The 19,243-nt window shown below is 62.1% G+C and carries 18 protein-coding genes and 1 tRNA gene; 10 read left to right on the forward strand and 9 right to left on the reverse strand.

The window, feature by feature from the left end:
- The first annotated feature begins 170 nt into the window (after positions 1–170).
- From secDF to NLY33_RS17725, 3 genes are read left to right on the forward strand one after another with little or no spacing between them, the layout of a single operon-like run.
- Entirely contained in the window at positions 171–2,723 is a 2,553-nt protein-coding gene (gene secDF, locus NLY33_RS17715) for a protein translocase subunit SecDF (RefSeq protein ID WP_023705998.1), read from the forward strand.
- An 11-nt stretch (positions 2,724–2,734) separates the two neighbouring features.
- On the forward strand, positions 2,735–3,124 hold the full coding sequence (locus NLY33_RS17720; RefSeq protein WP_023705997.1) for an Mth938-like domain-containing protein: 390 nt from the start codon (positions 2,735–2,737) through the stop codon (positions 3,122–3,124).
- 25 nt (positions 3,125–3,149) lie between these two features.
- The gene (locus NLY33_RS17725; RefSeq protein ID WP_023705996.1) at positions 3,150–3,971 is read left to right on the forward strand and encodes a phytoene/squalene synthase family protein; all 822 of its coding nucleotides are present in this window, start codon (positions 3,150–3,152) and stop codon (positions 3,969–3,971) included.
- Between the two features lie 38 nt (positions 3,972–4,009).
- Here the strand turns inward: NLY33_RS17725 and trmFO are convergent, their stop codons facing one another.
- The 3 genes from trmFO to NLY33_RS17740 form a co-directional block, all read right to left on the reverse strand.
- Positions 4,010–5,422, reverse strand: coding sequence for a methylenetetrahydrofolate--tRNA-(uracil(54)-C(5))-methyltransferase (FADH(2)-oxidizing) TrmFO (gene trmFO, locus NLY33_RS17730; RefSeq protein WP_023705995.1), 1,413 nt, complete (start codon positions 5,420–5,422; stop codon positions 4,010–4,012).
- 516 nt (positions 5,423–5,938) lie between these two features.
- Positions 5,939–6,082: a DUF1127 domain-containing protein gene (locus NLY33_RS17735; protein WP_023667673.1), complete on the reverse strand. Its 144-nt coding sequence runs from the start codon at positions 6,080–6,082 to the stop codon at positions 5,939–5,941.
- A gap of 51 nt (positions 6,083–6,133) precedes the next feature.
- Positions 6,134–6,274 (reverse strand): DUF1127 domain-containing protein, encoded by a 141-nt coding sequence (locus NLY33_RS17740; RefSeq protein WP_006335194.1) that lies wholly within the window; start codon positions 6,272–6,274, stop codon positions 6,134–6,136.
- A gap of 233 nt (positions 6,275–6,507) precedes the next feature.
- Between NLY33_RS17740 and NLY33_RS17745 the strand changes: the two genes are divergently transcribed.
- The 3 genes from NLY33_RS17745 to NLY33_RS17755 all read left to right on the forward strand — a co-directional run bounded on the left by NLY33_RS17745 (position 6,508) and on the right by NLY33_RS17755 (position 9,722).
- A complete protein-coding gene (locus NLY33_RS17745) occupies positions 6,508–7,620 on the forward strand; it encodes a DUF2157 domain-containing protein (protein WP_023705993.1) in 1,113 nt (370 codons plus the stop codon).
- Positions 7,617–8,198, forward strand: coding sequence for a GDYXXLXY domain-containing protein (locus NLY33_RS17750; RefSeq protein ID WP_023705992.1), 582 nt, complete (start codon positions 7,617–7,619; stop codon positions 8,196–8,198). The genes NLY33_RS17745 and NLY33_RS17750 overlap by 4 nt, the downstream gene beginning before the upstream one ends.
- Positions 8,199–8,273: 75 nt before the next feature.
- Complete coding sequence (locus NLY33_RS17755) at positions 8,274–9,722, forward strand: aromatic amino acid lyase (protein WP_023705991.1); 1,449 nt, start codon at positions 8,274–8,276, stop codon at positions 9,720–9,722.
- A 101-nt stretch (positions 9,723–9,823) separates the two neighbouring features.
- On the opposite strand, the gene NLY33_RS17760 is transcribed toward NLY33_RS17755, so the two are convergent.
- Positions 9,824–9,908, reverse strand: a tRNA-Leu gene (locus tag NLY33_RS17760).
- Positions 9,909–10,260: 352 nt separating this feature from the next.
- Here NLY33_RS17760 and tig point away from each other — a divergent pair.
- The 4 genes from tig to NLY33_RS17780 all read left to right on the forward strand — a co-directional run bounded on the left by tig (position 10,261) and on the right by NLY33_RS17780 (position 14,462).
- On the forward strand, positions 10,261–11,736 hold the full coding sequence (tig, locus tag NLY33_RS17765) for a trigger factor (RefSeq protein ID WP_023681635.1): 1,476 nt from the start codon (positions 10,261–10,263) through the stop codon (positions 11,734–11,736).
- 258 nt (positions 11,737–11,994) lie between these two features.
- Positions 11,995–12,375, forward strand: a complete 381-nt coding sequence (locus NLY33_RS17770) for a c-type cytochrome (protein ID WP_023667668.1) — start codon at positions 11,995–11,997, stop codon at positions 12,373–12,375.
- 153 nt (positions 12,376–12,528) lie between these two features.
- Entirely contained in the window at positions 12,529–13,461 is a 933-nt protein-coding gene (locus tag NLY33_RS17775; RefSeq protein ID WP_023705990.1) for a heme o synthase, read from the forward strand.
- Between the two features lie 179 nt (positions 13,462–13,640).
- Complete coding sequence (locus NLY33_RS17780) at positions 13,641–14,462, forward strand: DUF2189 domain-containing protein (protein WP_023705989.1); 822 nt, start codon at positions 13,641–13,643, stop codon at positions 14,460–14,462.
- Between the two features lie 63 nt (positions 14,463–14,525).
- On the opposite strand, the gene NLY33_RS17785 is transcribed toward NLY33_RS17780, so the two are convergent.
- The 5 genes from NLY33_RS17785 to NLY33_RS17805 are packed head-to-tail and all read right to left on the reverse strand — an operon-like array spanning position 14,526 to position 19,047.
- Entirely contained in the window at positions 14,526–14,924 is a 399-nt protein-coding gene (locus tag NLY33_RS17785) for a cytochrome C oxidase subunit IV family protein (RefSeq protein WP_023667665.1), read from the reverse strand.
- 9 nt (positions 14,925–14,933) lie between these two features.
- On the reverse strand, positions 14,934–15,656 hold the full coding sequence (locus NLY33_RS17790) for a heme-copper oxidase subunit III family protein (protein WP_023667664.1): 723 nt from the start codon (positions 15,654–15,656) through the stop codon (positions 14,934–14,936).
- A 13-nt stretch (positions 15,657–15,669) separates the two neighbouring features.
- Positions 15,670–16,374 (reverse strand): cytochrome c oxidase subunit 3, encoded by a 705-nt coding sequence (locus NLY33_RS17795; protein ID WP_023681632.1) that lies wholly within the window; start codon positions 16,372–16,374, stop codon positions 15,670–15,672.
- Complete coding sequence (gene ctaD / locus NLY33_RS17800) at positions 16,371–18,140, reverse strand: cytochrome c oxidase subunit I (protein WP_023705988.1); 1,770 nt, start codon at positions 18,138–18,140, stop codon at positions 16,371–16,373. Before ctaD ends, NLY33_RS17795 begins: the two co-directional genes overlap by 4 nt.
- Positions 18,141–18,162: 22 nt before the next feature.
- Positions 18,163–19,047 (reverse strand): cytochrome c oxidase subunit II, encoded by an 885-nt coding sequence (locus NLY33_RS17805; RefSeq protein ID WP_023667661.1) that lies wholly within the window; start codon positions 19,045–19,047, stop codon positions 18,163–18,165.
- Positions 19,048–19,243 lie beyond the last annotated feature (196 nt).

The raw sequence follows: 19,243 nt of genomic DNA on the forward strand, positions 1-19,243 counted from the left end.
AGGCGATTGACGCCGAAACCGCTGCCGGCGGCAGCGCCAAATTGACCTCAGCGCGCTCGACAATCGGCGAAGTGCGGGTTAAGGGCGAGCCGGTGGCAAATAAGAACGCCAAGAAATAACCGAATTGTCGGCGGAACGATCCGCCAGTACGCCCTGACGGACAACGCCATATGCTGTATTTTTCGCGCCTGAAGATGATCCTGATCTGGATCGCCGTGGCCGTCACATTCATCCTTGCCGCGCCAAATCTCTTCCCGGCCAGCACATTGGCGCAATTGCCCAACTGGGTGCCGAAGCGGCAGATGACGCTTGGTCTCGATCTGCAGGGCGGTTCGCACATCCTCTTGCAGATGGACCAGAATGATCTCGTCAAGGCGCAGCTGGAAACGACGCGCGACGAGATCCGCACGCTGCTGCGCGATGCCAAGGTGGGCTATACCGGCCTTGGCGGCACCGGCAGGACGGTACAAGTGCGCATCACCGATCCAACCCAGATCGATGCCGCCAAGGCGGCGCTTAAGCCGCTGACCGATCCGGTCGCCGCCGGCCTGTTCACCGGTGGCTCCATCCAGGAAATGTCCCTGGATGATTCCGAAGCCGGGCTGCTCAAATTCACCGTCACCGACGCCGGCATCAAATACCGCACCTCAGCCGCATTGGCGCAGTCGATCGAAGTCGTCGAGCGTCGCGTCAACGAACTCGGCACCACCGAGCCGATCGTGCAGCGGCAGGGCGACGACCGTGTGCTCGTCCAGGTGCCGGGCCTGCAGGATCCGCAAAGGCTGAAGGAGATCATCGGCCAGACCGCCAAGATGACCTTCCAGATGGTGGATACCTCGATGTCGGTGCAGGATGCGCTCAACGGCCGCCCGCCGGCAGGCTCCTCGGTGCTTTATTCGCAGGACGATCCGCCGGTTCCGTATCTGGTGGAAAATCGCGTCATCGTGTCCGGCGAAGATCTTGCCAAGGCGACGGCAACCTATGATTCCCGAAACAACGAGCCGGTGGTTTCGTTCGTCTTCAACTCGCGCGGTGCGACACGGTTCGGCCAGGCGACCCAGCAGAATGTCGGCAAGCCGTTCGCCATCATCCTCGACAATCAGGTGATTTCGGCGCCGGTGATCCGCGAACCGATCCTCGGCGGCAGCGGCCAGATTTCAGGCAATTTCACCGCCGAAAGCGCCAACGACCTCGCCGTGCTGCTGCGCGCCGGCGCGCTGCCGGCAAAGCTGACCGTGATCGAAGAACGCACCGTCGGCCCAGGCCTCGGCCAGGATTCGATCCATGCCGGCAAGGTCGCCGGCATCATCGGCTCCATTCTCGTCGTCGCCTTCATGTTCGTCGCCTACGGACTTCTCGGCTTCCTCGCCAACATTGCGCTCGCCGTGCACGTGGCGATGATCGTCGGGGTTTTGTCGCTGCTTGGCGCGACGCTGACCTTGCCCGGCATTGCCGGTATCGTGCTGACCATCGGCATGGCGGTCGATTCCAACGTGCTGATCTATGAGCGTATCCGCGAGGAGCGACGGGCCGGCCGTTCGGTCATCCAGTCGATCGACACAGGCTTCACCAAGGCGTTGGCGACAATCGTGGATTCCAACGTGACGTCGCTGATTGCCACGGTCGTGCTGTTCTATCTCGGCACCGGACCGGTCAAGGGCTTCGCCATCACCTATGCCATCGGCATCTTGACCACGGTCTTCACCGCCTTCACCTTCACCCGTCTGCTGGTGTCGATCTGGCTGCGCCGTGCGCGTCCGAAGGAATTGCCGCGTGCGCCGGTGACCTTCGTTCCGGCCGGCACGAAAATCCCGTTCATGGGCATCCGCCGCTGGACGTTCGCGCTGTCCAGCCTGCTGTCGGTCCTCTCGGTCGTGCTGTTCATGACCGTCGACATCAACTACGGCATCGACTTCAAGGGCGGCTCGATCATCGAGGTGCAATCCAAGCAAGGCGACGCCGATATTGGCGATATCAGAAGCCGGTTGTCGGAGCTTAATATCGGTGAGGTGCAGGTCCAGCAATTCGGCGCGCCGAATGACGTGCTGATCCGCGTTGGCACCCAGGATGGCGGCGAGAACGCCGAGCAGACCGTCATCGACAAGGTGCGCGGCGAGCTGCAGGACAATTACGATTTCCGCCGCGTCGAGGTGGTGGGCCCCACCGTTTCGGGCGAGCTGGCCAAGCAAGGCACGATTGCCATGATCATCGCGCTGATCGGCATCCTGGTCTATGTCTGGTTCCGCTTCGAATGGCAGTTCGCGGTCGGCGCCATCGTGGCGACAGTGCACGATGTGGTGATGACGCTGGGCTTCTTCGTCATCACCGGGCTCGAGTTCAACCAGTCTTCGCTGGCGGCGATCCTGACCATTATCGGCTATTCGCTCAACGACACGATCGTCGTCTATGACCGTGTTCGAGAAGATTTGCGAAAATACAAACGAATGCCGCTCCCGCAATTGTTGAACAACGCCATCAACGAGACGCTGTCGAGAACGACGCTGACTTCGGTGACGACCATCCTGGCGCTGCTCGCGCTGGTGCTGTTCGGCGGCGAGGTGATCCGTTCGTTCACCATGGCGATGCTGTTCGGCGTCGTCTTCGGTACCTATTCGTCGATCTTCATCGCAGCACCCTTGCTGATCTTGTTCAGGCTCAGGCCGCAGGGAGCGAGCGCCGATGAGGAGAAGCCGGTTGGTGGCGGCAAGGCCATGGCGACCTGACGGCTGCGCTGGTGGCAAAAGGCATCGTCATCCGCGAGGCGCATTTCCCCGGACGGGCGCCGATCGAAGCCTACGGCAATGGCGGGTTCCGCTTCGCCGACATGTCGCATCGCGGCTCGCTTCTTTGCCTGCCCTCCGGCATCCATGGCTGGGAGCCGGCCGATCCGCTGGCCCTGACGGCGGCGGATTTCGACCTGCTGCTGGCCGAGGCCGGCAAGGTCGAGATCCTGCTGGTCGGCACAGGCAAGGATTTGCGGCCCTTGCCGGCAGCACTTCGGGCGGCGCTGAAGGCGGCTGGCATTGGCTCCGACCCGATGTCGACGGGGGCAGCGGTGCGGACCTACAATGTGCTGCTTGCCGAAGACCGCGCCGTGGCCGCGGCGCTCATCGCCGTCGACTGACGTGACCGATACAGCTGACATCGTCATGGAGGCGGTGCGCGCCGGCGACCATGACCGCTATGTCTGCGCACTCTATGCACCGGCCGACAAGCGCGCGGCGCTGTTTTCGCTTTACGCCTTCAATGCCGAGATCGCCTCTGTCCGCGACCGCATCCACGAGGCATTGCCGGGCGAAGTGAGGCTGCAATGGTGGCGCGATGTCATCGCTGCTGAAGCCGCAGCCACAGGCAACCCGCTCGCCGATGCGCTGAAGGCGACGATTTCTGCCCATAGCCTGCCCAAAACTGCCTTCGACAACATGCTCGAGGCCCGCATCTTCGACCTCTATGACGATCCGATGCCGTCGCGCACCGATCTCGAGGGCTATTGCGGCGAGACGGCGGCCGCGCTGATCCAGCTGGCGGCGATGGTGCTCGATCCCAATGAGGCGCCGCGCTTTGCCGAACTGGCGGGCAGGGCCGGCTGCGCCCAGGCGATGACCGGCCTGTTGCTGCTGTTGCCGCTGCATCGCCGACGCGGGCAATGCTTCGTGCCGGCGGATATCCTTGCAGCGGCCGGCTCGTCGCCGGAGGAGTTCGTCAGCGGCGACGGCGGCCCCGGCGCTCAGCGCGCGGTGGCTGCGATGATTGCATTAGCGCAGGAGCATCTCCGCGCTTTCGAGCAAGGGGCGTCCGCACTTCCGGAAACGCTGCGTCCGGCGTTCCTGCCGCTGGCGCTGACCAGCGCCTATCTCGGCAAGATGGCGAGTGGTCGTCGCTCGCCGCTTGGCGGCGCAGCCCGGCTTTCGGCTCTGCGCCGGCATTGGCTGTTGCTCAGGCGCGCAACGCGGGGTTGGTCAGCCAGTTGACGTAAACGTCAATCGTGTTAGGACCCTAAGACTCTTGGCTATTCAGCAGCTTCCGCTGTTTGCGCCGGCAGCCCTAGCCACTCCCGACAATCTGCCCGCGCGCGTGAGGTGATCGCGTGGCGCTTGGCCACCGTCTTGTCCTTGCCGCGCAGGCGTTTGCCTTCGGTCTTCGGCGCTTCGACCGGCGGGAACAGGCCGAAATTGACGTTCATCGGCTGGAACGAGCGTTTGCCCGGCTCGTCGTCGGAAACGATGTGGCCGCCCGTGATGTGGTTGAGCAAGGCGCCGAAGGCGGTGGTGAGCGGTGGCAGCGATGGCGCGTGGCCGAGCCGCTCGGCGGCGGCGAAGCGGCCGGCGAGCAGGCCGATCGCCGCGCTCTCGACATAGCCCTCGCAGCCGGTGATCTGGCCGGCAAAGCGCAGGCCCGGCCGCGACTTCAGCTGCAGCGAGGCGTCGAGCAAGGTCGGCGAGTTGATGTAGGTGTTGCGGTGCAGGCCGCCGAGACGGGCGAACTCGGCGTTTTCCAGACCCGGAATGGTGCGGAACACGCGCACCTGCTCGGCATGCTTCAGCTTGGTCTGGAAACCGACCATGTTGTAGAGCGTGCCCAGCGCATTGTCCTGACGCAGCTGCACCACGGCATAGGCTTTTACCGTCGGATTGTGGGCATTGGTCAGCCCCATCGGCTTCATCGGCCCGTAGCGCAGCGTCTCGACGCCGCGCTCGGCCATGATCTCGATCGGCAGGCAGCCGTCGAAATAGGGCGTGCCTTCCCACTGCTTGAATTCGGTCTTCTGGCCGTCGACCAGCGCCTGTACGAAGGCGAGATACTGGTCCTTGTCCATCGGGCAGTTGATGTAGTCCTTGCCGGTGCCGCCGGGCCCAACCTTGTCGTAGCGCGACTGGAACCAGCAAATGTCCATGTCGATCGTGTCGAAATGGATGATCGGGGCGATGGCGTCGAAGAAGGCCAGCGCGTCGGCGCCGGTTGCCTCGGCGATCGACTGGGCGAGCGACGGCGCGGTCAACGGGCCGGTGGCGATGATCGCCTGGTCCCATTCCGCCGGCGGCAAGCCCGGCACTTCCTCCCGCTCGATGGTGATCAGCGGGTGCGCTTCGAGCCTTTTCGTCACCGCGTCGGAGAAGCCGTCGCGATCGACGGCCAGCGCGCCGCCGGCCGGCACCTGGTTGGCGTCGCCGGCACTCATGATCAGCGAGCCGGCCAACCGCATTTCGGCATGCAGCAGGCCGACGGCATTGTTCTCGGCATCGTCGGAGCGGAAGGAATTGGAACAGACGAGTTCGGCAAGCCCATCGGTCTTGTGCGCATCGGTGCCGCGCACCGGGCGCATCTCATGCAGGACGACGGGAACGCCGGCTTGCGCTGCCTGCCATGCGGCTTCGGAGCCGGCGAGGCCGCCGCCGACGACGTGGATAGGATTTTTGCTCATGAGCGCCGGAATAATCGCTTGGCGCGCCGTTTGCAATTGGCCGGTGCGAGCGTGGGTCATTGTCGTGCAGCGACGGAGCTCGACTTTCTTATGTCCGCGGCGACGGTCTGATGGCGGCGTAAAGCGCCTCGATCGACTGCATGCGCAATTGAAAAGCCTGCCCAAAAACAACAACACCCGCCGCGGGAGGAGGTGCGGCGGGTGTCGTTTTTGGGGCCGATCCTCGGGAGGAGGTGGGGATCGGCCGTATTCGCCATTGCCGGGGAGGAGGTCGGCTTTGACGAAATTCTTTTCGCCGGATCGAGGGAGGCGAAATCCCTGGAAGACGACCTGCGTTCACTTTGAAGACGAACTAGCGTTCGCTTCGGAAAGACGAACTGCGTTCGCTTTGGAAACAGCGCCCGCCGCGGGAGGAGGTGCGGCGGGCGCCGTTTTGGTGGTCAACCCTCGGGAGGAGGTGAAGGCTGACCGTATCCGTCAGGGTCGGGGAGGAGGTCGACCCTGGCGAAATTCTGGTTAGATCGTCGCCCTGCGGGCGATGATCTTGATCTCGTCACGGACGATGCCGAGATCATGGAGCTGACGGTTCGAAAGGCGACCCAGCTCGGTAACGGTGTCGCGGTAAACGCGCCAGTTACGATAGTTGCGGATCAGGTTCATTGTCGTTCTCTTTTTCAAAACTGGTTCGGACCATTTGCGATCCGAAGAGGATTAGACCGCCTTGCGGGCGACGTAGTGGATGTCGCTGCGGCTGATGCCGAGGTCGGTCAGTTCACGGTTCGACAGGCGGCTCAGCTCGGAGACGGTGTCCCGGTAGCGGCGCCAGTTGCGGTAGTTGCGGATCAGGTTCATGGTAGTGCTCGTTTCGTCTTTCTTCGGATCATTCCGTTTGTGTACGAACAGAAAATAGGCTGGGTTATATCGATTTAAAAGTGCTGTTGGCGCATGGCAGCAATGCAAATTGTGCAATGCAACATTAACGCGCGTTCGGCTTCGTCATGAAGAAACCCGAATCGGAAAATGACGTTGCGTCAACGATTTGAGCGGATCGGCTGTCAGAAAGACCAAGGTGGGGGAGAAGCGGCATGGCGAGCTATTCGTCGCGGGCGAGGGCCGATATCGGGCGGTGGCTGCAGGCTGGCCTGATCGACGCGAAGACGGCCGATGCGCTTAAGCGCGACATCGACGCAAACGAGCGCAAATCGCTGAGCTTCGGCACTATATTGGCCATGATGGCGGCGCTGCTGTTCGGCGCCGCGATCCTGCTCTTCGTCGCCGCCAACTGGGACGCCATCCCGCGGCTGGTGCGGGTCGCGGCACTGTTTGCCGTCATTCTCGCCGGCTATGTCGGCGGCGCGGTGCTGAAGATGCGCGACCATGCGGCGATCGGCGAGGCGCTGTGGATCGTGGCCGCCGCGGCCTTCGGCGGATCGATCGCGCTGATCGGCCAGATGTACCATCTCACGGGCGACGAGGCCTCGGCCATCGTCACCTGGGGCATCGGCACGGCACTTGCCGCGGTGGCGTTGCGCTCGAACCCGCTGACGGTCGCTGCCGTCGGCATATCCATTGCCTGGCTGTTCGTGCGCGCGTTCGACTTTTATGACCGCCCCGTATTTCCGGATTTCTTCGTCGTGATGGCGCCGGTGCTTTTTGTCGTCTCATTCTGGACGCGTAGCCAGCCGGCACGCCACTTGATCATTCTCTCGGTCATTTTCTATATCGCGGTGCGCGGCCTGGACCAGAACACGCTCGCCCTGGCTATTCCTCTGGTCGCGGTGTCGGCGCTGCTGTTTGCGGTTTCGATCTTCGCCGCTGGGCCGGCCGACCGGATCTTGCAACTCGGCGGGCGGTTGCCTTTGCACGCCTTGATCGGCTTTCTCACCGGGCTGGCGATGATGCAGATCGAACTGGGCGATGACAACGCCTTCAGCAACGGCTTTGCCATTGCGTCGGTCATCGCACTGGCCGGCATTGCCGCGGCGATCATGCTGGGCGGGCGCGAGAGCAGGGGGCTGCGCTGGGTTGCCTATGCCGGCTTTGCCTTCGAGCTCGCCATTATCTATGTCGTGACCTTGCAGACGATGCTCGGCACGGCCGGCTTCTTCCTGGCTGCCGCAGTGCTGTTCGGCATCCTGGCTCTCGTCATCATCCGTGTGGAAAAACGCATGAAGGCCCCGGAAGGAGCGGCAGCATGATGTCGGGAAAGAAACTTGTCATCTCGGCGCTGGTCCTGGCGCTCGTCCAGATCGGCTTCCTGAGCTGGATCATCGGCGGCCGCGCGGCGATCCTGCGCAACGGCAAGGAGGTCTTGCTGAAAGTCGAGCCGGTCGATCCGCGCGATCTGCTGCGCGGCGACTATATTATCCTCGGCTATGAAATATCGCGCTTGCCGGTGAAGCTGATCGCCAACATCCCGGCCGGCCAGCTCGTGAGCGAGAACACGCCGATCGTGGTCCGGCTGAAGCCGGGTGCCGACGGCTATTGGCATGCGACCACGGCCTGGTTCGGCAAGGCTCCGACGCCGGCGACCGCCGACGAAGCCGATATTGTCGGCCAGGTCGCGCCGGGCTGGACGCTTGATCCTGAATCCACGATCGCACCGCAATACGGCATCGACCGCTTCTACCTACCTGAGGGCCAGGGCATGGCGATCCAGAACGACATGCGGGTGCGGCCATTCGGCGTGCGCATCGCGCTCGCCGCCAGTGGCCAGGCACAGATCAAGGCGCTGATGGACGGCGACAAGACATTGTTTGAGGAACCGCTCTACTAGAAGACATTACCCAGGGCATGGATTTCGGCAACGATCGATCGCTTCGCCCTCATGCAAACCAGACGGGCGAAGACAATGCCGATTACGGTGACGACGCGCGAAGATATCAATCTCGATGCCGTTTTGCGCGTCGCCTGGAGAAACGACACGGTCGAAATCGGCGACAAGGCCTTGCAACGCATTGCCGAATGCCGCGTCTCGTTCCTGAAACTCATTGAGTCCGATCCGCCGCCGGTCATCTACGGCGTCACCACCGCGATGGGCGAGCTGGCAAGCCGCAAGCTCGAACTTGACGAGCGCGACCGCCATGCGCGCATCAAGGCTTTTGCTGCCGCCACATCGTTCGGTGAGCCATTGCCTGAGCGCGTCGTAAGGGCGATCGTGTTGGCGCGGCTGACCAACTTTATCGAAGGCAATGCCGCGACCACGCCGCGCATCGCACGGGCGGTCGCGGCGATGCTCGACGGCGGCCCGATGCCGGTGGTGCCGTCGCAAGGGCAGGGTGGCGCCGGCGAGATCCTGGCGCTCTATCTGCTGTTTGCTGCGCTTACCGCCAGCCTTGAGCTTGAGGTGAAGGAGCGCGGTTCGCTGATCAACGGCTCGCCCTGCGCGGCGGCACTGGTGGCGGACGCAGCACTTGCCGCGCGTCGTCGCCTCGCCATGGCGCACAAGGTGTTCGCGCTGTCGATCGAAGCGTTTCGTGCGCCGCTCGAGCATTATGATGCAGCGCTCGACGGGCTCTGGGGCGACGAACACGAAGCGGCCGCCTTGCAAGGGTTGCGGCAGTTTCTGGTCGGCGCAGGGGATGGACGGCGCAATTATCAGGCGCCGGTCAGCTACCGCATCGTGCCGCGTGTGCTCGGCCATGCGCATCGGGCGCTGGCCGGCGCCGAGCAGGCGGCGACCGTATCGCTGGCCTCGATCTCGGACAATCCAGTCTATATCCCGCCCGACGCGGCGCACCCGCTGGGGCGCTGCATCTCGACCGGCGGCTATCACAATGCCATGGCGACGCCGGCGCTCGACGATCTGGCGGCGATCTGGGCCGATCTCTGCCTGCTCTGCGACCGCCACGCCTCAAAGCTGCTGAACGGCAAGGTGTCGCTGCTGCCCGACCTGTTGATGACCGGGCGGCATTGGGCCGACAACGACGGGCACGGCAATGTCGGCTATGTGCCGATGGCGCTCACCGGCTATCTCGAACAGGCCAAACTCGCGGCGCAGCGCACCTTCATTCCGGGCACCGAATCGGCCGGCGCCGGCCAGGACGACGTCGCCACCACCGCATTCTTCGCCTGGACCAAGGAAGCGACGGCCGGCCGCTGCCTCGATGCGGCAATGGCGATGCTGGCGATGATCGCCTCGCAGGCCCTGTACGTGACTGAACGCGCCGCGCCGCCGGCATTGCAGGATTTTGTCGCGGATATCAGGAAGATCGTGCCGCCGGTCGACGCCGACCGGGTGCTGGGGCCGGAGCTGGCGAAATTGGCGGAGTGGTTTACCGGTCAAGTGTTTGAAGTGTAGGCCGTCGCCACCAGTCCTCCTACGCCACGGCTTCGGAGGACACCCTTCGCTTTATCAAGCTCCTGGGTGGCCTGCCACCCGAAGCTCGATAGAGCGAAGGGTGGTGCGGATGAAGGGACTCGAACCCCCACGCCTTTCGGCACTGGAACCTAAATCCAGGGCGTCTACCAGTTCCGCCACATCCGCATTTGTCGGCAATCCCATGTAGCCATCATTCTGTCAATGTCGGGGCGAAAATGTCTGCCGTTGGGGCGGTCATTCGCTGCAACGCGAAGATGGTTGAAAATTGGCCTCGCCTGTGACAAAAGGCGTGTCAAATGTGACGGGACGCGCCGATCCGCTTCTGCAGAATGTGATAAGAAGTAGGAAAAACAAGAACTTATTCACACCTTGGAACGCAGTTTGGAACAATTTGAGCCGTAATTTCGGTCAAATCACCAGGTTCCGTACCAAAAGCCATTCCCGGCAAGATTGTACCGGCAGGCTGTGAACGGCAAGACGCCGTGGCAGCCTCTTTGGTGAAGATAAAGGTTTTACGATGCAGGTCACCGAAACGCTCAACTCCGGTCTCAAGCGCGAGATCAAGATCACCGTGCCGGCCGGTGATATGGAAGCCAAGCTGATGGCGCGGCTGTCCGACGCCAGGAACAAGGTCCGCATCAACGGCTTCCGTCCCGGCAAGGTGCCTGTGCAGCATTTGCGCAAGGTCTACGGCAAGTCGTTCATGGCCGAAGTGGTCAACGAAATCCTCAACGATTCGACCCGTTCGATCATCACGGGGCGCGGCGAAAAGGCCGCCATGCAGCCTGAAGTGATCATGACGGAAGACGAGAAAGAGGCCGAGAAGATCCTGGCCGGCGGCGCCGACTTCGAATTCCGCCTCAACTACGAGGTCATCCCGGCGATCGAGATCAAGGATTTCTCCGACATCAAGGTGACGCGCCAGGTATTCGAAGTGCCGGACAGCGAAATCGACGAGCAGGTCCAGCGCGTTGCCGAATCGGCGCGCAGCTTCGAGCCGAAGACCGGCAAGGCGGCCGAAGGCGACCGCGTTTCGATCGACTATGTCGGCAAGATCGACGGCGAGGCCTTTTCCGGCGGCGCCGGCACCGACCAGCCGCTGGTTCTGGGGTCCAAGGAATTCATTCCGGGCTTCGAGGACCAACTGATCGGCGCCAAGGCCGGCGACGAGAAGCAGGTCACGGTCACTTTCCCGGAAAACTACCAGGCCGCGCATCTGGCCGGCAAGGAAGCCACCTTCGACGTCACCGTCAAGGAAGTGTCCAAGCCCGGCGCGCTGGAAATCAACGACGAGATGGCCAAGAACCTCGGCCTGGAATCGCTGGAGCGCCTGCGCGACGTGGTGCGCGGCCAGATCGAGAACCAGTTCGGTTCGATGACCCGCCAGAAGGTCAAGCGCCAGCTGCTCGACCAGCTTGACGCGGCCTATTCGTTCGAGGCGCCGTCGAAGCTCGTCGATGCCGAGTTCAACAACATCTGGACCCAGGTCAACCGCGATCTCGAAGCCGCCGGCCGTACCTTCGCCGACGAGGAGACGACGGAAGAAGAGGCACGCGCCGAATATCTGCGGCTTGCCGAGCGCCGCGTGCGTCTCGGCCTGGTTTTGGCCGAGATCGGCGAGAAGGCCGGCGTCACCGTTTCCGACGAGGAACTGCAGCGCGGCCTGTTCGAGCAGGTGCGCCGCTACCCGGCCAACCAGCAGCAGGAAGCCTTCGAGTTCTATCGCAGCAATCCGGAAGCCCTGAACACGCTGCGCGCGCCGATGTTCGAGGAGAAGGTCGTCGACCATCTGCTCAGCCAGATCTCGGTCACCGACGTCAAGGTCAGCAAGGAAGAGCTGATGGCTGACGACGAAGAGGGCGATACCGCCAAGGCCAAGCCGGCGAAGAAGGCCGCTGCCAAGAAGGCCGACAAGGCTGAAAAGGCCGACGACGCGGAAGAGCCGAAGAAGAAGGCAGCCCCGAAGAAGAAGGCCGCCAAGGACGCCGAATAAGCGCCTGACGACAAGATCAGACAAAGGCCGCCCTCGAGGCGGCCTTTTTCGTTGTGGCGGTCTCTTGAGCCACCGCAGCCCACCTGAACCTTTGTACGGTCGACCTGTTCTACCTACCGGCCACATTCTGTGGTACACAGGTGGCGCAATTCCATCTGGGGAGGAGCGGAGAATCTATTCTGCCGTGCAGGGCGCATGCTGGTGCTACCAGCATGTGCAGACCGTCTGAGGCAAATTTGACGATCAGGGAGGAATGCCATGCGCTTGGTTGCGTTTTTCGCCGTCGTTTCCGTTGCAACTTTCATCGCCAATCCATCGCGGGCACAGGACGCCGCGGCGGGCGAGAAGGTCTTTACCAAATGCAAGGTCTGCCACGTCGCAGACCAAGACACCAACAAGATAGGCCCTTCGTTGCATGGCGTTATCGGCCGGACGGCCGGCACGCATCCGGATTTTAAATATTCCGAAGCCATGATCGCGGCCGGCACATCCGGCGTCAAATGGGATGAGCCGACACTGACGACGTATCTTCACGACCCCAAGGCAATGGTCAAAGGGACGAAGATGGCGTTTCCCGGCCTCAAGAAGGACGAGGACGTCGCCAACGTCATCGCCTATCTGAAGCAATTTTCCCCGTAACCTGGCTCTTCGGCCGGCCAGAGCGTTTCACCGTTTCACGGAAACGGCGATCCACTCGATCTCTTTGTTCTTACGCAATTCCGGACGGAAAACCCCATACACTTTTCCTGGAATTGCTCTAGGCTGCCCGGTTTCCATCGATGGTCGTCTCAAATGTCGGTCAAGGAAAGCCTCAAGGATACCGGCGTCCGCCTCTCGGAAGCGACGGTCAGTGATTTCTTTGCGCTCTTGAAGCCTCGGGTCATGGCCCTTGCCGTCTTTACCGCCTTCGTCGGTCTGATGGTGGCGCCCGGCGCGATGAACCCGGTCATCGCCGTGATCGCCATAGGTGCGATTGCGGTTGGAGCGGGAGCGGCCGGCGCGCTCAACATGTGGTACGACGCCGACATCGACGCGCTGATGTCGCGCACGTCAAAGCGGCCGGTTCCGTCGGGCCGCGTCACGGCCGGCGAAGCGCTCGGCTTCGGCCTGGTGCTTTCCGCACTTTCGGTCATGACGCTCGGCGTGCTGGTGGGCTGGCTTGCCGCGTCACTGCTGGCCTTCACAATCTTTTTCTACGTCGTCATCTATACGATGTGGCTGAAGCGCTCGACGCCGCAGAACATCGTCATCGGCGGCGCAGCGGGTGCCCTTCCTCCGATGATCGGCTGGGCGGCGGCCACCGGCGCCATCGGCATTGAAAGCCTGATCCTGTTCCTGATCATTTTCCTGTGGACGCCGCCGCATTTCTGGGCGCTCGCACTGTTCAAGGCCGGCGACTATGCCGCTGCCGGCATCCCGATGATGCCGAACGTGGCCGGCCAGGCCTCGACCAGAAGGCAGATCTTCGCCTATTCACTGCTCCTGGCACCGATCGGCATGCTGCCCTGGGCGTTCGGATTTACGAGCGGGGTCTATGGGATCGTTTCGGCTGCATTGGGCGCGGGTTTCATCTGGCATGCCTGGAAGGCTCTGGTCATACCCGACAAGGAGATGAAGCCGGCCAAGGCGCTGTTTGCCTATTCGATTTTTTATCTTTTCGCGATCTTTGCCGTGCTGCTTGCCGACACCATCGCGATGCGCGCGTTCATGTCAGCCGGAGGGTGACGGCATGACGCTGTGTTCGGAAACCTCGCCTTCCGGGAGCCTTTTGTAAGAACGGGCGACAAGCTCCAGTCAATGGAGTATATTGATTGCGGTGCAGGTCGCGGTTCGCGTGGCCAGTCATGCAGAACGGCAGCACCGTGAAACCGCGACCTTGCCGGACCTGGTCTGGAGGAACGGGCATGACAAGTTTTCACGTGATTGCAGGCGCCAGCGAAACGCTGGAACACACCAAAATCCGAAAAATCAGTGTTTCCGATCTTTTCGATGCGCTCAAGCGCGGTGTTGACGATTTTATGGTCAAACCGTCGCACATCGTCTTTCTCTGCCTGATCTATCCGCTTGTCGGCGTGGTGCTCGCTGCCTGGACTTCGGGCGCCAATGCGTTGCCGATGTTGTTTCCGCTGGTGTCCGGCTTTGCGCTGATCGGTCCATTCGCGGCGATCGGCCTCTATGAGATCAGCCGCAGACGAGAAGCCGGGCTCGACACCTCCTGGACGCACGCTTTCGAGGTCAGGAATTCTCCGGCCCTGCCAGCCATCGCCGCAGTCGGGATCATGCTGGTTGCAATCTTCATCGCCTGGCTTTTGGCGGCGCAGGTGTTCTACGAATATCTCTTCGGCCCGGCTCCGCCTGTATCGATTTCGGGCTTCATCAATGAAATATTTGCCACCGGACGCGGGTGGTCTCTGATTGTCCTGGGGCACGCCATCGGCTTCGTCTTCGCCGTGGTGGTGTTGTGCACGACGGTCGTCGCCTTCCCATTGCTGCTCGACCGCGACGTCGGCGCCTACGAAGCCATCCACACGTCGGTGCGAGCGGTGCTGGCGAACCCGATCCCCATGGCTGTCTGGGGACTGATTGTCGCCGTCGCCCTGATCATAGGCTCGCTGCCGGTGTTTGCCGGGCTGGCGGTCGTGCTGCCGATCCTGGGTCACGCCACCTGGCATGTCTACCGCAAGGTTGTGGAGCCGCCATCGTCCCCGACGCGGGTAGGCCTCTGACCCTGCAGATCAGCTGATGGGAAGCTTCATCTCCGGTCTTTGACCGGAGATGAAGACTGTGCGTCAGGGCCCCGGTCCGAAGAAGGACAACCGGGTGAGAAGCGTGTAGTCCGCTTCGAAGAGCATCATCGCCACGAACACCAATATCAGAAGTGGCGGCAGGATGATCGCATAGGTCAGCGCCAGCCGCTCCCAGGCCATGTGCATGAACACGGCGACGATCAGCCCGGCCTTGAGGATCATGAAGATCAGGATCAGAGACCATCTGAGATAGCCGTGGATGCCGAGATAATCGACCATGTAGGAGCAGGCGCTGAGGATGAACAGCCATGCCCAGACCACCAGATAGAGCTTGATCGGATGTTCCTGATGAACCTCCGCGACGCCGGTCGATGGCCCTTCATGCGCATGATCAGAGTGCAGCGCGTGTTGCCCGAGGCCGTTTGCGGTTGCTTCAGCCATGTCAGCCTCTCACCAAAGATAGAAGAATGCGAAAATGAACACCCAGACCAGGTCAACGAAATGCCAGTAGAGCCCCATGATTTCGACGTTCTCGTAGCGACCCCTGCGGCTGGTGAAGAAGCCGGGACGACCGACGTCGTAGTCTCCACGCCAGACCTTTCGCGCCACGATGATGAGGAAGATCACCCCGATCGTCACATGCGTGCCGTGGAAGCCGGTGATCATGAAGAAAGTCGAGCCGAATTGTGCCGCGCCCCAGGGATTGCCCCACGGCCGTACCCCTTCGGTGATCAACTTGGTCCATTCGAAGGCTTGCATGCCGACGAAGGTGGCTCCTAGCGCTGCCGTCAGAAGCATGAGGATTGCGGTTTTGCGGCGGTCGCGGCGATAGCCAAAATTGACCGCCATGGCCATCGTTCCGCTGCTCGATATCAGCACGAAGGTCATGATGGCAATCAGGATCAGTGGAATGTCCGAACCGCCGATGCGAAGCGCAAAGACCTCGCTCGGATTGGGCCACGGCACACGTGTGGAGACGCGCGCGGTCATGTAGGAGAGCAGGAAGCAGCCGAAGATGAAGGTGTCGCTGAGCAGGAAGATCCACATCATGGCCTTGCCCCAGGACACGTTCTTGAACGCGCGCTGATCCGAGGACCAGTCGGCGGCGATGCCTTGCCAGCCTGCGGGCCGCGTCTCCGTTTGGCCGGTATGCGTCAGTGTCGTTTCTGCCATGCTCCTCGACCTCCTAGGTCAGCAACTGCCGGCAAATATCGATGAACGTCGCGGCCCAGCCGGCTAAAAGAGCGAAGATGGCGAGCCAGACGAAAAGCAGGAAATGCCAGTACATGGCGCATAATTCGACGCTGAGGCGAAGCCGTTCCGGCCGTGCCCCGTTCCAGGCGCCGGCGGTTGTCCTGCCCAGGCCCACCAGCCCTCCCACGATATGCAGGCCGTGCATCCCGGTTATCAGGTAGAAAAAACTGTTGGCCGGATTGGAGGCCAGAAAATAGCCATCGGCGGTCAGGTCCCGCCATGCCATGAGCTGCCCGATGAGGAAGGCGATCGCGGTGAGCCCAGCCGCAGCAAGGCCGAGCCTGACCGTGTCCATCTGGCGCTTGCGCGCCGCGATCGAGGCGCATTGCAGCGCGATGCTGCTCAGCACCAGCATGCCGGTGTTGAGCCAGAGCAGGCGTGGGATGGGTAGCGGCTGCCAGTCCGACAGCGCCATACGCATGAAGTAGGCGCTGGTGAACAGCGCAAACAGGCAGCCGACCACGGCGAGGAAGACACCGAGGCCAATCTTGGCCGTCGGCAGGCTCGATCGGTCGAAGGCGACAAAATCTCCTGCCACACCTTGCTCGAGCCATGGTTTCGCCATCAGCCGCTGATGCGAGAGCCACCAGCCGGCAAAGCCGGCGATCACGAGAAGGAAGACCAGGATGACGCTCATGCCGGCTCCCTGGAGGGGCCGAACGTGCCCGGCATGTTTTGCGGAATGAAGTCCTCCTTGGCGCCCGGCACGCTGTAGTCATAGGCCCAGCGATAGACGATCGGCAGATCCTTGCCGAAATTGCCATGCGCCGGTGGCGTCTGCGGCGTTTGCCATTCGAGTGTCGTGGCCCGCCATGGATTGCCACCGGCCTCGCGCCCATGGCGGATGCTCCAGATAAGATTGAACAGGAAAACGATCTGGGCGAAGCCGACGATAAACGCCATGATGCTGATGAACGAGTTCAGGTGATGCGCCGACTCCGTCATGACCGTCACGTCGGTCAGTTCGGCATAGCGCCGCGGCACGCCCATCAGGCCGATGTAATGCATGGGAAAGAAGATCAGGTAGGCGCCGAGGAATGTGACCCAGAAATGGAACCGGCCGAGCGTCTCGTTCAGCATCCGGCCGGTGACCTTCGGGTACCAGTGGTAGATCGCGCCGAAGATGACGACGATCGGAGCAACACCCATGACCATATGGAAGTGAGCGACGACGAACATCGTGTCCGACAGCGGGACGTCGACGACGACGTTGCCGAGAAACAGCCCGGTCAACCCGCCATTGACGAAGGTGACGATGAAAGCCATGGCAAACAGCATCGGTATGGTGAGATGGATGTCGCCCCGCCACAGCGTCAGCACCCAATTGTAGACCTTGATCGCCGTCGGGATGGCGATGATCAGTGTCGTGGTGGCGAAGAAGAAGCCGAAATAGGGGTGCATGCCGCTGACATACATGTGGTGCGCCCAGACCACGAAGCTCAGCGCGCCGATGCCAACGATGGCCCAGACCATCATCCGGTAGCCAAAAATGTTCTTGCGCGCATGCGTGCTGATCAGATCGGAGACGATGCCGAAGGCCGGCAGCGCCACGATGTAGACTTCCGGGTGGCCGAAGAACCAGAACAGATGCTGGAACAGGATCGGGCTGCCGCCATTGTGCTGTAGCTGTTCCCCCATCTCGACAACCGCGGGCATGAAGAAGGAGGTTCCAAGCGCGCGGTCAAGCAGCATCATCACGCAGGCGACGAACAGCGCCGGAAAGGCGAGCAGCGCCATGATGGTGGCGGTGAAGATGCCCCAGACGGTCAGCGGCAGGCGCATCATCGTCATGCCGCGCGTGCGGGCCTGCAGCACCGTCACGACATAGTTCAGTCCGCCCATGGTGAAGCCGATGATGAACAGGATCAGCGAGACGAGCATCAGGATGATGCCCCATTCCTGGCCGCCAGGTGTGCCGGTCATGATGGCTTGCGGCGGATAGAGCGTCCAGCCGGCGCCGGTCGGTCCGCCGGGCGCAAAGAAGCTCGACACCAGAACCAGCACGGCAAGGAGGTAGATCCAGTAGCTCAGCATGTTGACATAGGGAAAGACCATGTCGCGGGCGCCGACCATCAGCGGGATCAGGTAGTTGCCGAAGCCGCCGAGGAAGAGTGCCGTGAGCAGGTAGATCACCATGATCATGCCGTGCATGGTGATGAACTGGTAGTAGGCCTCGGGGGTGATGAAATCGAACGTGCCGGGGAAGCCGAGCTGCAGCCGCATCAGCCAGGACAGCACCAGCGCGACCAGGCCGATGGCCGTTGCGGTCGCCGAATACTGGATGGCGATGACCTTGGCGTCCTGCGAGAAGACATACTTCGTCCACCAGCTGTGCGGATGGTAAAGCTCCATTTCCGCGACTTCGGCGGGCGGGACGGCATCTGCAGGCGTGATATCGACCATAGGCGGAGCACCTCCGTGCCCTTCAGCGGGACCCGACAGTTTCGAGTTTTGCCGCAACTTCTAGAGCTGACGCCGTCGCGTTGCCCGGCGCCTGTTCCACCGAGCCCGTCTGCTGCGGCGCCGACAACTGCGCGAACGTCTGCTGCTGGTCGAGCCAGGCCACATAGTCCTGCTCGGTATCGACCATGACGATGCCATGCATCATCGGGTGCCCCTGGCCGCACAGTTCGGCGCACAGAACCTGGAAGGTCCCGGTCTTGGTGGGGGTGAACCAGAAATAGGTGACCGAGCCCGGTATCATGTCCATCTTGGCGCGGAATTCCGGAACGTAGAAATCGTGCAACACATCGATCGAGCGCAGCAGCATCTTGACCGGCTTGCCGACCGGCAGATGCAGGTCGGCCGCTTCGACCACGACGTCGTCCTGGCCGCTGGGATCCTTGGCGATCACGCCCAGCGGATTTTCAGCGGTGACGTCGCGGGTGTCGGATGTGCCGAGTTTGCCGTCCTTGCCGGGCAAGCGGAAGCTCCACTGCCATTGCTGGCCGACGACTTCGACCACGGTTGCGTCGCTTGGAACGTTGACGAACCGGCTCCAGACAAACAGGCCGGGAACCAGCATGGCGGTAACACCCACTCCGGTGACGATCGTCAGCCACCATTCGAGCCGCTTGTTCTCCGGTTCGTAGGCCGCCTGGTTGCCTTCGCGGTGACGGAAGCGGAAAACGCAATAGGCCATGAATAGGACGACTGCGGCGAAGACGACGCCGGTAATCCAAAAGGTGATGATGATGGTGTTGTCGATATAGTCCCAATTCGAGGCAATCGGAGTCCACCACCATGGGCTCAGGAAGTGGAACAACACCGAGCCCACGACGATCAAAACGAGTACAACCACTATGGGCATGTCCCGTTCCTCCCGGTATTTCAGGGGGCGCGAAGCCGTCCCGGGAAAATACCAAGTGCATCATGCGTGATTTGCGATCGAAATTCTAGAGCCGGTTGTGGAAGGAGCGAAAAATTGCTTCTGCGGCGCCCGGACCTTGCTTCGTTGGTGACGCCGGAGCGACACCTGACCCCAAATCAGGGAGGGCAGGGGCTGG

This window comes from Mesorhizobium sp. C432A (assembly GCF_030323145.1).
In the GTDB taxonomy this organism is placed as follows: Bacteria; Pseudomonadota; Alphaproteobacteria; order Rhizobiales; family Rhizobiaceae; genus Mesorhizobium.

Bases quoted from the DNA above. Each gene is read 5' to 3' on its own strand.
- NLY33_RS17780 (WP_023705989.1), top strand. From the start codon at position 13,641: ATGACAAGTTTTCACGTGATTGCAGGCGCCAGCGAAACGCTGGAACAC.
- NLY33_RS17785 (WP_023667665.1), bottom strand. From the start codon at position 14,924: ATGGCTGAAGCAACCGCAAACGGCCTCGGGCAACACGCGCTGCACTCT.
- ctaD (WP_023705988.1), bottom strand. From the start codon at position 18,140: ATGGTCGATATCACGCCTGCAGATGCCGTCCCGCCCGCCGAAGTCGCG.
- NLY33_RS17750 (WP_023705992.1), top strand. From the start codon at position 7,617: ATGATGTCGGGAAAGAAACTTGTCATCTCGGCGCTGGTCCTGGCGCTC.
- tig (WP_023681635.1), top strand. From the start codon at position 10,261: ATGCAGGTCACCGAAACGCTCAACTCCGGTCTCAAGCGCGAGATCAAG.
- NLY33_RS17745 (WP_023705993.1), top strand. From the start codon at position 6,508: ATGGCGAGCTATTCGTCGCGGGCGAGGGCCGATATCGGGCGGTGGCTG.
- secDF (WP_023705998.1), top strand. From the start codon at position 171: ATGCTGTATTTTTCGCGCCTGAAGATGATCCTGATCTGGATCGCCGTG.
- NLY33_RS17775 (WP_023705990.1), top strand. From the start codon at position 12,529: ATGTCGGTCAAGGAAAGCCTCAAGGATACCGGCGTCCGCCTCTCGGAA.
- NLY33_RS17795 (WP_023681632.1), bottom strand. From the start codon at position 16,374: ATGAGCGTCATCCTGGTCTTCCTTCTCGTGATCGCCGGCTTTGCCGGC.
- NLY33_RS17725 (WP_023705996.1), top strand. From the start codon at position 3,150: ATGGAGGCGGTGCGCGCCGGCGACCATGACCGCTATGTCTGCGCACTC.
- NLY33_RS17790 (WP_023667664.1), bottom strand. From the start codon at position 15,656: ATGGCAGAAACGACACTGACGCATACCGGCCAAACGGAGACGCGGCCC.
- NLY33_RS17740 (WP_006335194.1), bottom strand. From the start codon at position 6,274: ATGAACCTGATCCGCAACTACCGCAACTGGCGCCGCTACCGGGACACC.
- NLY33_RS17755 (WP_023705991.1), top strand. From the start codon at position 8,274: ATGCCGATTACGGTGACGACGCGCGAAGATATCAATCTCGATGCCGTT.
- NLY33_RS17805 (WP_023667661.1), bottom strand. From the start codon at position 19,047: ATGCCCATAGTGGTTGTACTCGTTTTGATCGTCGTGGGCTCGGTGTTG.
- NLY33_RS17770 (WP_023667668.1), top strand. From the start codon at position 11,995: ATGCGCTTGGTTGCGTTTTTCGCCGTCGTTTCCGTTGCAACTTTCATC.
- NLY33_RS17735 (WP_023667673.1), bottom strand. From the start codon at position 6,082: ATGAACCTGATCCGCAACTATCGTAACTGGCGCGTTTACCGCGACACC.
- trmFO (WP_023705995.1), bottom strand. From the start codon at position 5,422: ATGAGCAAAAATCCTATCCACGTCGTCGGCGGCGGCCTCGCCGGCTCC.